The sequence below is a fragment of the Staphylococcus sp. HMSC056G08 genome (assembly GCF_001812305.1).
Classification (GTDB): Bacteria; Bacillota; Bacilli; order Staphylococcales; family Staphylococcaceae; genus Staphylococcus; species Staphylococcus simulans.
In genome coordinates, this window is record NZ_KV808545.1 from 1 (window position 1) to 10694 (window position 10694).

Here is a 10694-nt window from a genome sequence, read left to right on the forward strand (position 1 = left end):
TGGTACAAACGGGTTCGGAAGCACAGGATATTAAAGACCTACTACAAAAAGTGAAAGAGGTGTTGGGGAAGTGAGAGAACGAACTAAAATTATATATCGTGGTTGGAATAAAGAAATATTTATTTTGCAAGGCGAGAATATAGGACTTGATGGTGTAAGGCAAATGTTCAACGAGTTCAAAAGATTATATGAAGATTATAGAGTTATTGTCATCCCAGTTGAAATTGATTTTGAATTTAAGTAGGAGTGAGTAGAATGGAAAATTTTTTATTAATATTAATCATAGCATTAACACTATTTCTTTTGTTTCCCGTATCTATTTTTATAATTATTGTCAGCTATGCTATCAAAGAAAAAAGAGAACTTAATAAAGAGCAAGAGCAAATGGAAAGAAGGTATCAAGAATTTAATGAAAAGGTTAATAAAAAGATGGAAGAAGAACGTAAGTATTTAGATGAGAGAAAATTGAAAATACACGTTAGTAAAGGATTAGATAGCCATTTTAAATAACACAGGAAGTGATACTAATGATTAAAACTATATTTAAAATTATCTTAACCCTTACACTTTACGAAGCAGCTAAATACATTACTGAACAACTTATCATTTACCGTACACAGAACGATGATGTGGAAGCACCTGCAGACTTCGACATACACGATCATATACATCTTAATAATTTAAAAGCAGAGGTGAGTGATTGATGTGGATAGCACTAACAATACTCTTCGCTCTCCTCTCTCTTGTGCTTTATATGGCGAATAGAGAGTTGAATGAAGAGTTGGAGTTGAAAGATATTATGATAGAAATGTTGAGAAAAGATAAGTAAGTGGAGGAATTAGATGAGTGTAGATATAAAGCCAGGGACTTTTAAATATATTGAGTCTGAAATATATAACCATCATGAGAACAAGAAAGAGATTAATAGGTTGAGGATGGAAATATTAAACCCATATAAAGAAACGGATATCAATATTGTATATGGACCAATACAACAAAGCGAACCGACACGTACAACAGAAGTTATGGCTACACGCTTACTTACTAATAAGATGTTACGTAATTTAGAAGAGATGGTAGCAGCTATTGAATATATCTACTACAGACTGCCGGAAGAACATAAGAAAGTCATTAGATTAAAATACTGGAACAATCAAAGAAATTTAAAGATGGATCAAATAGGATATGAATGTAATATGCATCGAAATACAGTAACATCAATACGTAAAAGCTTTGTTAAGGCAGTTGCATTGCAGGTTGGAATTAAGTAAGATTGTGCAAAGATTGTGCAAATGGCCTACAAATCTGTGTTATTATGATAGTGTAGAAGTAGAATCGGAAAAGAGAACGCGATAAGTTATACAATACTATATTATATCTAAGGCACATCATTAACATGGTGTGTCTTTCTTTATGCAATTAACACAAAGAGGTGACACACATGTCTTTGAATAAACAACAGCAACGCGACTTCTACAATGGCAAACGTTGGCGAGATAAACGTGAGGCAATCAAAGCACGAGATAACTTTGAATGTCAAGAGTGTAAGAGGCAAGGTAAAGTAGCTATTGATATCTATGAACCTAATAAGAATGGGCGCAAGAAGATAAAGCTTGTAGTTCACCATATTAAAGAATTAGCAGATTATCCTGAATTGGCACTTGATGATGACAACTTAGAAACATTGTGTGTTGAGTGCCATAATAAAATTCATGATAGGTATTTTAAAAATTGGTACAGACCTAGAGTGAATAAGTGGGATGGCGATGAGAATTGGTGAAATAAAATTGTATAAAAATAAAATTTAATCCCCCCGGTCAAAAAGTTTTCATTTAAAAAGCTGATGGGGAACCGGTGGAAGGGGAAGCCGAAAAGGATATTTGGTTCGAATAAATATACGTTAGGGGGTATACACATGAAAAATAAAAAGGAAATTCGAGAGTATTTATTAAAAAATATTGAACAAGATAATCCAGTTGAAGTTGAAAAAGTTACACGTTATTTGAATTTACTTGATATATATTATCAGCTCGACAAAGATATTAAAGAACATGGAACTTTAGTTGAAACTAAAAACGCTTCACAAGTATTTTTAAAACAAAATCCGGCAGTTGCTGAAAAGAATAAAATCAATTCATCTTTATTAGCCATAGAGAAGTCATTTGACTTTGAAAAAGTTGAAGTTGAAGAATCACCGTCAAGTAGTGGATTATTATGATTACAAACCGACATGTAAATTTTTATATTAATCAATATAAAAATGGTGAAATCATCCTTAATAAAGAGCGTGTAGATTTAATACATCATTTAGAAAAGAATATTTTGAGTCGAAATGACGTATTTTTCGATGAAGAAAAAATTGAAAACTGTATCAAGTTTACTGAAAAATGGTACTTTCCGTTGCAACCTTTCCAAAAATTTATCATAGCTTTCGTATTTTTATTTCTTAAACAAGAAGATGAATACACAGGTGAAAGCATCATAACGCCATATTTCAAACAGTTTTTTATAACTTTAGGACGTGGCGGAGGAAAAAATGGATTAATCAGTGCATTAACTAATTTTTTTCTTACGCCGTTTCACGGTATTAAAAAATATGATGTTTCTGTGGTTGCGAATAGTGAAGACCAAGCTAAAGTTTCTTTCAAAGAAGTTTATGACATGATTACTGATAACGATCTGTTTATAAAGAAGGGTAGAAAAAGCGCACCTTTCAGACGAACTAGAACGGAAATTGAAGGCTTAGAAACACAATCAATATTCAGATTCAATACTTCGAACGCTGAAACAAAAGACGGAGGACGTGAAGGTTGTGTAATTTTCGATGAAGTACATCAATATGAAGATGCTGCTATCGTTAATGTAAAAAGAGGCGGTCTTGGTAAGGTAAAGCATGGTAGAACTTTTTATATCGGAACTGATGGCGATGTTCGAGATGGTTTTATGGATGGATTGAAAGAGCGAAGTCAAGAATTGCTTAGCGGCGCAGATGTAGAAGATAGATTGTTTCCATTTTATTGTAAATTGGATACAAAAGAAGAAGTGGATGACCCTGATACTTGGGAAAAAGCTAATCCGATGTTTCATAAACCATTATCTAAGTATGCTAGAAATCTACACGAAGAAGTATATACAGAATATAAAGATTTAATCAGAAATCCGGGCAACCGCGTAGAATTTATGACTAAACGTATGAACTTACCTGAAACAGATCCAGAAAAAGTTATAGCGCCATGGGAAGATATATTAGCGACGAATCAACCAATACCATGCCTTGAAAATAAGCAATGTATCGGTGGTTTAGACTATGCAAGAATTACTGACTTTGCAGCAGTTGGATTACTGTTTAGAGAAGGAGATAAGTACATTTGGAAATCGCACTCATTTGTACGTAAAGGCTTTTTAGATACCGTGAAAATGAAACCACCTATTTACGAATGGGAAAAGAAGGGATTATTAACTATTGTAGATAGTCCGGTGATAGATGAAGAGTATATTGCGAGATGGTTTGATGAAATGCGACAAAAGTATGGATTAGAAAAAGTGATTGTCGATAATTATAGAATGGATTTAATTCGAAAAGCTTTTGAGGAATACGGTATTGAATATGAAGTTATTAAAAATCCGAGGGCAATACACGGGTTGCTTGCTCCGAGAATTGAAAGTATGTTTGCAAATCACAATATTATATACGGTGATAACCCTTTAATGCGATGGTACACAAACAATGTATTAGTCAAAACAAAACCTGATGGCAACAGAGAATTCGATAAAAAAGATAGAACCAGACGAAAGACAGACGGCTTTCAAGCACTTGTTCATGCGTTGTATCGTGCTGATGAGTTGTTAGAAGTAGATGTCGAAGATAGTTTAGATTTTCTTAATGCAATTGACTTTTAGGAAGGAGGTAAGGCATGAGTTGGTTAACAAGAATGCTTGGAAAAAGTAAAGAGTCTAGTTGGATGTATGATTTAGAGCTCTTCCAAGATACATCAGAAAAAGCATATATGAAACGTTTAGCGCTGCAAACATGCATTGAATTTTTAGCAAGGACTATTTCTCAGTCAGAGTTTCGTATTACAGATAAAAACGGCAAATCAATTAAAGATACAACATATTATAAATTGAATGTCAGACCTAACACTGATTTATCATCAACAGATTTTTGGCAAAAAGTAATTTACAAATTAGTTTATGACAATGAGGTATTAATTGTAGTGACGGATACTAAAGACCTTGTGGTAGCAGATGATTATTACCGAAAAGAATTTGCGTTATATCCTGATATTTTTGAAGATGTTTCTGTTAAAGATTATAAATTTGAGCGTTCATTCAGAATGGATGAAGTACTCTGTTTATCGTATAACAACGAAAAGTTGAATACATTTACTGAGGGATTATTCCAAGATTACGGTGAAATATTCGGGCGTATGATTGCTGCTCAAATGAGAAACTATCAAATTAGAGGTATCGTGAATGTGGATGCGAGTTTGATTAAAAAAGAGAACAATTCAGAAAATAAAAAAGGTGAAAATACAAGTAAAATGCAAAAGTATGTTAATAACATTATGAAATCTTTTGAAAAAAATGCAGTAGCCATTACACCTTTGACTAAAGCTTTCGAATTCCAAGATGTATCGTCGGCCTCAAAATCGAACAATGCGCCTTTCGATGATTTGAATAAACTTCAAAAAACTTTGATTGATACAGTCGCAAAGGCTATCGGGATTCCACCTTCTTTGATACACGGAGATTTAGCAGATTTGAACAATGCTTTAGATTCGTATTACAAATTTTGTTTAAAGCCTCTAATTAAAAAGATAGAAGATGAATTGAACGCAAAACTGTTTAAAGAAAGTGAAGTTTTAAAAGGTAAAAGTATTAAAGTGGTTGGGATTAACAAAAAAGACCCGTTAGAACTGGCGGATGCTGTCGATAAATTAGTGTCATCCAGTACATTTACACCTAATCAAGTACTTATTATGCTTGGTGAAGAACCTTCTGACGACCCGAAAATGGATCAATATTTTGTAACAAAGAACTATACGACTACTAGAGAAGAAAGTGATAAAGAAACACCAAAAGGAGGTGAAACTGATGAAAATTAACGTAAAAGGTGCGATTGTCTCAAATGACGATAAGTGGATTTATGACATGTTTGATATGGATGCTACTTCACCTAAAGATGTTATTGATGCGCTGCCTTCTACTGATGAAGATTTAGAAGTTATCATCAATTCTGGCGGTGGAGATGTGTTTTCGGGTAGTGAAATCTACACAGCATTAAAAGAACATGCAGGGAATGTTGATGTCAAAGTAGTAGGTATTGCAGCAAGTGCTGCTTCGGTTATTGCTATGGCAGGCGACACAGTAAAAATGAGCCCAACAGCCCAGATGATGATTCATAATGCGAGCTCCATTGCAATTGGTGATAATAGAAAAATGGAAACAGCCTACAATATGTTAAGTACTGCGAATAAAGCAATTGCAAATGCTTACATTAGTAAAACAGGCAAATCAGAACAAGAAATAGTGGATTTAATGAATGATGAAACTTGGTTTAGTGCAGATACCGCAGTAGAACAAGGTTTTGCCGACAGTAAAATGTTTGACGAGTCATCAACACGTCTAGTTGCTAACGCGGGTCAAATGCTTCCTAAACAAGCAATTGACAAAGTTTCGGCATTAATGAATCAAACACCTGAAATTAAAATCGATGTTGACCAAATCGCAAATAAAGTTATTGAAAAATTAGAAGAAAAAGAAACACAAAAAGAGCTTAGCAAACCTCAAAATAAGGTTAAGCAAAAGTTCTTTTTTTAATACAAATAAGGAGGTCATAAAATGACTATTGAATTATCAAACGATTTTAAAAATGCTCGTGAACAATTTTTGAACGCCATTCAAGGTGGAGCGAGCGAAGAAGAACAAGCAGAATTATACGGAAATATGATTAATGAATTATTTGAAGAATCTAAAGCGCAAGCACAAGCTGAAGCTGAACGTATTTCAAGTTTACCTTCAGCAGATAAACAACTTTCTGCAGAACAGCGAAAGTTCTTTAATGAAATTAATACTGAAGTAGGCTATAAAGAAGAAAAGTTATTGCCAGAAGAAACAATCGATCGAATCTTTGAAGATGTAACAACAGAACATCCATTGTTATCGCAATTAGGTATTCGTAATGCAGGGTTACGTCTTAAATTCTTAAAATCAGATACTTCAGGGGTAGCTGTATGGGGTCAAATCTTCGGAGATATTAAAGGACAATTAGATGCTGCGTTCAGTGAAGAAACGGCAATCCAAAACAAATTAACAGCTTTTGTTGTTATCCCTAAAGATTTACAAGATTTTGGCCCAGCATGGATTGAACGCTTTGTACGTCTTCAGATTCAAGAAGCTTTCGCAGTGGCGTTAGAGGAAGCTTTCTTAAATGGAGATGGTAAAGATAAACCAATCGGTTTAAACCGTCAAGTACAAGAAAATGTTTCAATTACAGGCGGCGTTTATCCGAAGAAAGAAGCACAAGGAACATTAACGTTTGCAGACCCTAGAACAACGATTGATGAATTGACACAAGTATTCAAATTTCATTCAACTAATGAAAAAGGAAAATCTGTAGCAGTTAAAGGTAATGTAACAATGGTTGTTAATCCTTCTGATGCTTTTGAAATTCAATCACAGTATACACATTTAAATGCAAATGGTGTATATGTTACAGCACTTCCATACAACCTGAACATTGTTGAGTCTATCTCACAAGAAGCTGGTGAAGTATTAACGTTTGTTAATGGACGATATGATGGTTATTTAGGCGGCGGTGTGGACCTTAAGAAATTTGATCAAACATTAGCATTCGATGATTTAGATGCTTATATCGCTAAAACATTTGCATATGGTAAAGCGAAAGACAACAAAGTAGCGGCAGTATATAAATTAGACTTGTCTAAAAAAGTTACAGAATTACCCTAACACTCCCCAAAACGTTGATTTGAGTGTTAATAGCAAGTCTATTACTATCTCAGCGGAATAGGGGTGTTTGAATGGATGATGAGATTTTAAAAGAATTTAAAAGTCGAATGCACATCTTCCATGAGGCAGAGGATGAGTCACTGAAAGCAATTTTAAGCATATCTTACGAGGTAATCAAAAATGAATGCGGTGACTTTGATATAAATGCTGAACCTATTGGGAAGGAGTTAGTCTTTGAAAGGTCTCGTTATGTATATAATGAGCAGTTACAGTTTTTTAACAAGAATTTCTCAACATTGATAACAGAATTCGCTATCTTAAATCAAATATACGGAAGTGAGGATGATTATAATGATATACAAGAATAAAAAAGTATCATCAGGGGATATGCGAACGCCTGTTATCTTTTATAAATATCAAACTAAAGGTCCGTATCCTGATGAAACAGAAGAAAAAGAAGTTTATCGTTGTTTTGCAGAAACTTATAGCCCTTCTGTAAAAGATAGAGAAATTCTTAATGTCAATACTTCAGTACAAGGTTTAACAATTGTAATTCGAGACCCGTTGCAAAGTTATATACCTTCCCACACTCATGTGGTTGAAGTTCAAGATTATCGGCTAGATATCAATACTTTTGAAATTTACGATGTCAGACTGGATACACCGCAAAATGGTTTTATTACAATAGCGTTAGGTGAAAAGTAATGTCTGTAGAAGTAACAGGATTAAAAGAATTAGAAGCAGAGATTGAAAAGCAGTTTGGTAAAAAAAGAATGATTGAAATCAGCAATAAAGCTTTAGAAGCTGCAACAGAACATGAAATGAAAGTTTTAAAGACTAATTTTGAGAAGTTCAAGGACACCGGAGCTTCTATAAATGAGATGACAAGGACAAAGCCATTTACTTCAAAAGTAACAAGGCAACAAACAATTATTATTGAGTGGGTAGGTCCGCATGATAGATACAAATTAGTTCATTTAAACGAACATGGTTATGATAGAAACGGTAAAAAATTCATTCCTCGAGGCTTTGGGGTTATAGAAAATACATTACAAGCTGTTAAAACAAGTTATAAAAATATTATTACTGAAGAAATGAGGAGGCGCTTATGAATATATTGACATATATTTATGACATTATTAAAGATGATGACTTAGTAAAAGCGTTGGTCTCAGATAGGATCTATTTTTATGAAGTGAGTGAAAAAGCAGATGATACTCGCTCATTGATATTGTTAAGGCTTGTATATGATACTACTGCTGCCTATGCATCCAATAAATATCATGCTGAAATGTTTATCGTTCAAGTAGATGTAGAAACATATAAAGATGATGATACAATACGTTTATCAAAACGGATTCGTCATTTATTAAGAGAACATGGTTTTTATCAAACTTCGAGTCAATTAACTGAGTACTTTAAAGAAACTAAAAAGTATGTTCGTTCTAGAAGATACGAAGGTATACCGAAATATAAATATTATAAAGGCGGACACATCGAATAGATGTGTTTTTATTATGCCTAAAATAAGGAGGATTTTAATATGGGATCAGCAACAGCTGGATTTAAAAAATTACACGTAGGTGTATTTGATGAAAAAGCAGAAAAAATTATTAAAAAGTTTACATGGGAAGACGCAGAAGGCGGTACTGTAAACATGAATATTACAGGTTTAGCGCCGGAAATGGTTGATATGTGGGCATCTAACAAACGCGTTTGGATGAAAAAGCAAGGTACAAGCGAAATCAAATCAGATATTGACTTGTTCAACGTACCTACAGAAGATTTAAATGTAGTTTTAGGCAGAGAAAAAGATGAAAACGGAACGTCATGGGTAGGAGACGATTCAAGAGCACCTTATGTTGCAGTTATCGGAGAATCAGAGACAATCAATGGACAACCTATTTATTGTGCTTTAGTAAAAGGGAGCTTTAGTTTAGATTCTATCGAATTTAAAACAACAGCTGAAAAAGCAGAAGCACCTGAACCGACAAAACTAAATGGTGATTGGATGAACCGCAAGATTGATGGTAAGTCACGAGCAATCGGTTATCACGAAGGGTCAGAAGGTGCAGAGGCATTTATGGCTAATGTCTTCCCAGGCTATACAGGAGAGGACTTATCTACTGAAGATACTGAAGGAACATTACCCTAACACTCCCCAAAAGGTAGAGGTATTAGCGGAGAGTACTACAGCTGATATTTCTGCTCAATAGGGGAATCAAAACAAATTACAGGGGTGATAAAATGACAGATACATTGAACCTATATAAAGGAGAAGAACTTATCAACAGTGCTGAATATGTTGAGGGAAAAGCAAAAATTACGTTAAGTGGTTTGAAGTCTGATACAAATTATCCAGCAGGGACTTATCAAATCACAAAACAAAATGAGAACGGGGAATCTGCAAAAGTAGATGTCCCATCGTTTAAAACAAAACCTATCTCAGTAACAGGTGTCATAATTTCTCCTAAGACCGCGAATGTGAACGTAGGTGATACGATCAAGTTAACGAGCACAGTTACACCGTCAACAGCAACAAATAATAATGTAACTTATCGTTCATCTGATGAACAAGTAGCTGAGGTTTCAGATGACGGTACAGTCAACGGGTTAACTGCAGGTCAAGCTACGATTACAGTTCAAACAGAAGACGGAAATAAAACTGACACATCGATTGTTACTGTGAATGCAGCAAGTGAAGAGGGTTAATAGCCCTCTTTTTTATTTAATACTACAAATAAAGGAGTAATCAATATGATTAAATTTGAAATTAAAGACAAAAAAACTGGTAAAACAGCGACGTATAAAAAAGAAGATGTAACTTTAGGAGAAGCAGAAAAAGTCTATGAATACTTAGAAGCATTAGAAAAAGAAAAAGTTAAATCAACACCTGACCCAAAAAAAATCAGAAAAAAAGAACGTCAATTATTAGCAGATTTATTTAGTGACCAGGGTTTAACTGAGGAAGATATGCTAAATAATATGACGACTAAAACGCAAGCGAAAGCATTTGAAGCATTGTTTCGAGAAGTCAGCGGAGAAACAGAAGAAGATTCAGAAGATGTATCGGATGAAGTGGGAAAGACAGAAGTACAGTCAGAATAAAAGATATTTTATCGAACATTAAAGCAATACAACGTTTTTGCATGGAAACGTACGGTTGGACAATAACAGAAGTAAAAAAACAGCCTTATTTTGAACTTCTAGACCTGTTGAATACGCCTGAGGAAGATAAAACAGTACAAGAAACTGAATCACCCAAAATGTATACAGGCAGTGATTTAAAATACTTATTCGGAGGCTAGAAAGGGGGTAATAATTTGTCGAATAGAACACAAGGTTTAACAATCGTTAACTCTATCGATAACTCAAAAGTAGACGAGGGAATGGCTTCGCTTAAGCGTAATCTCGGTGTTGTAAACAGTGAGATAAGAGCGAATATGTCGGCTTTTGATAAATCTGAAAAATCAATGAAAAAATACCAGACGAGTATTGATGGATTGAATAAAAAGATGAAAGTTCAAAAGCAAATGCTTAGTCAAGCTGAACAAGAGTTAAAAGATGTAAATACCAACTATGAAAAGGCTAAGTCGACGATTGGACAAGTAGAACAAGCTTATAGAAAATTAGTTGAAGCAGAGAAAAAAGAAAAAGCTGAGTTAGATAAGTCGAAAGAAGCATTAAAGGGGGTCGGGACATAAATGTTCTGACTTCTAATA

General features: G+C 34.1%; 17 protein-coding genes and 1 pseudogene. All 18 read left to right on the plus strand.

Features of this window, described 5'->3' with window-relative positions:
* Nucleotides 1-70 precede the first annotated feature (70 nt).
* Entirely contained in the window at nt 71-244 is a 174-nt protein-coding gene (locus tag HMPREF2846_RS14540) for a hypothetical protein (protein WP_170121959.1), read from the plus strand.
* Nucleotides 245-255: 11 nt separating this feature from the next.
* Nucleotides 256-510: a hypothetical protein gene (locus HMPREF2846_RS13705; RefSeq protein WP_070626892.1), complete on the plus strand. Its 255-nt coding sequence runs from the start codon at nt 256-258 to the stop codon at nt 508-510.
* A gap of 17 nt (nt 511-527) precedes the next feature.
* Complete coding sequence (gene rinB, locus HMPREF2846_RS13710; protein ID WP_070626894.1) at nt 528-704, plus strand: transcriptional activator RinB; 177 nt, start codon at nt 528-530, stop codon at nt 702-704.
* Between the two features lie 138 nt (nt 705-842).
* Nucleotides 843-1271 (plus strand): transcriptional regulator, encoded by a 429-nt coding sequence (locus HMPREF2846_RS13715; protein ID WP_070626896.1) that lies wholly within the window; start codon nt 843-845, stop codon nt 1269-1271.
* 170 nt (nt 1272-1441) lie between these two features.
* A complete protein-coding gene (locus HMPREF2846_RS13720; RefSeq protein ID WP_070626898.1) occupies nt 1442-1780 on the plus strand; it encodes an HNH endonuclease in 339 nt (112 codons plus the stop codon).
* A gap of 135 nt (nt 1781-1915) precedes the next feature.
* Nucleotides 1916-2218, plus strand: a complete 303-nt coding sequence (locus HMPREF2846_RS13725; protein WP_070626902.1) for a P27 family phage terminase small subunit — start codon at nt 1916-1918, stop codon at nt 2216-2218.
* Nucleotides 2215-3900, plus strand: coding sequence for a terminase TerL endonuclease subunit (locus HMPREF2846_RS13730; protein WP_070626903.1), 1686 nt, complete (start codon nt 2215-2217; stop codon nt 3898-3900). Before HMPREF2846_RS13725 ends, HMPREF2846_RS13730 begins: the two co-directional genes overlap by 4 nt.
* 14 nt (nt 3901-3914) lie before the next feature.
* A complete protein-coding gene (locus HMPREF2846_RS13735; protein ID WP_070626904.1) occupies nt 3915-5108 on the plus strand; it encodes a phage portal protein in 1194 nt (397 codons plus the stop codon).
* Nucleotides 5098-5823 (plus strand): head maturation protease, ClpP-related, encoded by a 726-nt coding sequence (locus tag HMPREF2846_RS13740; protein ID WP_070626906.1) that lies wholly within the window; start codon nt 5098-5100, stop codon nt 5821-5823. The genes HMPREF2846_RS13735 and HMPREF2846_RS13740 overlap by 11 nt, the downstream gene beginning before the upstream one ends.
* 21 nt (nt 5824-5844) lie before the next feature.
* Nucleotides 5845-6972, plus strand: coding sequence for a phage major capsid protein (locus HMPREF2846_RS13745; protein WP_070626908.1), 1128 nt, complete (start codon nt 5845-5847; stop codon nt 6970-6972).
* A gap of 71 nt (nt 6973-7043) precedes the next feature.
* Nucleotides 7044-7340, plus strand: coding sequence for a hypothetical protein (locus tag HMPREF2846_RS13750; RefSeq protein ID WP_070626911.1), 297 nt, complete (start codon nt 7044-7046; stop codon nt 7338-7340).
* The gene (locus HMPREF2846_RS13755) at nt 7324-7677 is read left to right on the plus strand and encodes a hypothetical protein (RefSeq protein ID WP_242543471.1); all 354 of its coding nucleotides are present in this window, start codon (nt 7324-7326) and stop codon (nt 7675-7677) included. The genes HMPREF2846_RS13750 and HMPREF2846_RS13755 overlap by 17 nt, the downstream gene beginning before the upstream one ends.
* Nucleotides 7677-8084: a hypothetical protein gene (locus tag HMPREF2846_RS13760; protein WP_070626915.1), complete on the plus strand. Its 408-nt coding sequence runs from the start codon at nt 7677-7679 to the stop codon at nt 8082-8084. The genes HMPREF2846_RS13755 and HMPREF2846_RS13760 overlap by 1 nt, the downstream gene beginning before the upstream one ends.
* Nucleotides 8081-8476: a hypothetical protein gene (locus HMPREF2846_RS13765; protein ID WP_070626917.1), complete on the plus strand. Its 396-nt coding sequence runs from the start codon at nt 8081-8083 to the stop codon at nt 8474-8476. The genes HMPREF2846_RS13760 and HMPREF2846_RS13765 overlap by 4 nt, the downstream gene beginning before the upstream one ends.
* Before the next feature lie 39 nt (nt 8477-8515).
* Nucleotides 8516-9127 carry a major tail protein gene (locus HMPREF2846_RS13770; protein ID WP_070626919.1) on the plus strand — a complete coding sequence of 204 codons (612 nt, stop codon included), beginning with the start codon at nt 8516-8518 and terminating at the stop codon, nt 9125-9127.
* A 92-nt stretch (nt 9128-9219) separates the two neighbouring features.
* Nucleotides 9220-9684 carry an Ig-like domain-containing protein gene (locus HMPREF2846_RS13775; protein WP_070626920.1) on the plus strand — a complete coding sequence of 155 codons (465 nt, stop codon included), beginning with the start codon at nt 9220-9222 and terminating at the stop codon, nt 9682-9684.
* Between the two features lie 45 nt (nt 9685-9729).
* The gene (gene gpG / locus HMPREF2846_RS13780; RefSeq protein ID WP_070626922.1) at nt 9730-10080 is read left to right on the plus strand and encodes a phage tail assembly chaperone G; all 351 of its coding nucleotides are present in this window, start codon (nt 9730-9732) and stop codon (nt 10078-10080) included.
* Between the two features lie 215 nt (nt 10081-10295).
* Nucleotides 10296-10673 (plus strand): annotated as a pseudogene (locus tag HMPREF2846_RS13785) (hypothetical protein); the annotation flags it as partial.
* Nucleotides 10674-10694 lie beyond the last annotated feature (21 nt).

Bases quoted from the DNA above. Each gene is read 5' to 3' on its own strand.
- HMPREF2846_RS13740 (WP_070626906.1), top strand. From the start codon at position 5,098: ATGAAAATTAACGTAAAAGGTGCGATTGTCTCAAATGACGATAAGTGG.
- HMPREF2846_RS13750 (WP_070626911.1), top strand. From the start codon at position 7,044: ATGGATGATGAGATTTTAAAAGAATTTAAAAGTCGAATGCACATCTTC.
- HMPREF2846_RS13715 (WP_070626896.1), top strand. From the start codon at position 843: ATGAGTGTAGATATAAAGCCAGGGACTTTTAAATATATTGAGTCTGAA.
- HMPREF2846_RS13725 (WP_070626902.1), top strand. From the start codon at position 1,916: ATGAAAAATAAAAAGGAAATTCGAGAGTATTTATTAAAAAATATTGAA.
- HMPREF2846_RS13755 (WP_242543471.1), top strand. From the start codon at position 7,324: ATGATATACAAGAATAAAAAAGTATCATCAGGGGATATGCGAACGCCT.
- HMPREF2846_RS13735 (WP_070626904.1), top strand. From the start codon at position 3,915: ATGAGTTGGTTAACAAGAATGCTTGGAAAAAGTAAAGAGTCTAGTTGG.
- HMPREF2846_RS13705 (WP_070626892.1), top strand. From the start codon at position 256: ATGGAAAATTTTTTATTAATATTAATCATAGCATTAACACTATTTCTT.
- HMPREF2846_RS13765 (WP_070626917.1), top strand. From the start codon at position 8,081: ATGAATATATTGACATATATTTATGACATTATTAAAGATGATGACTTA.
- HMPREF2846_RS13720 (WP_070626898.1), top strand. From the start codon at position 1,442: ATGTCTTTGAATAAACAACAGCAACGCGACTTCTACAATGGCAAACGT.
- HMPREF2846_RS13730 (WP_070626903.1), top strand. From the start codon at position 2,215: ATGATTACAAACCGACATGTAAATTTTTATATTAATCAATATAAAAAT.
- HMPREF2846_RS13760 (WP_070626915.1), top strand. From the start codon at position 7,677: ATGTCTGTAGAAGTAACAGGATTAAAAGAATTAGAAGCAGAGATTGAA.
- gpG (WP_070626922.1), top strand. From the start codon at position 9,730: ATGATTAAATTTGAAATTAAAGACAAAAAAACTGGTAAAACAGCGACG.
- HMPREF2846_RS13775 (WP_070626920.1), top strand. From the start codon at position 9,220: ATGACAGATACATTGAACCTATATAAAGGAGAAGAACTTATCAACAGT.
- rinB (WP_070626894.1), top strand. From the start codon at position 528: ATGATTAAAACTATATTTAAAATTATCTTAACCCTTACACTTTACGAA.
- HMPREF2846_RS13770 (WP_070626919.1), top strand. From the start codon at position 8,516: ATGGGATCAGCAACAGCTGGATTTAAAAAATTACACGTAGGTGTATTT.
- HMPREF2846_RS13745 (WP_070626908.1), top strand. From the start codon at position 5,845: ATGACTATTGAATTATCAAACGATTTTAAAAATGCTCGTGAACAATTT.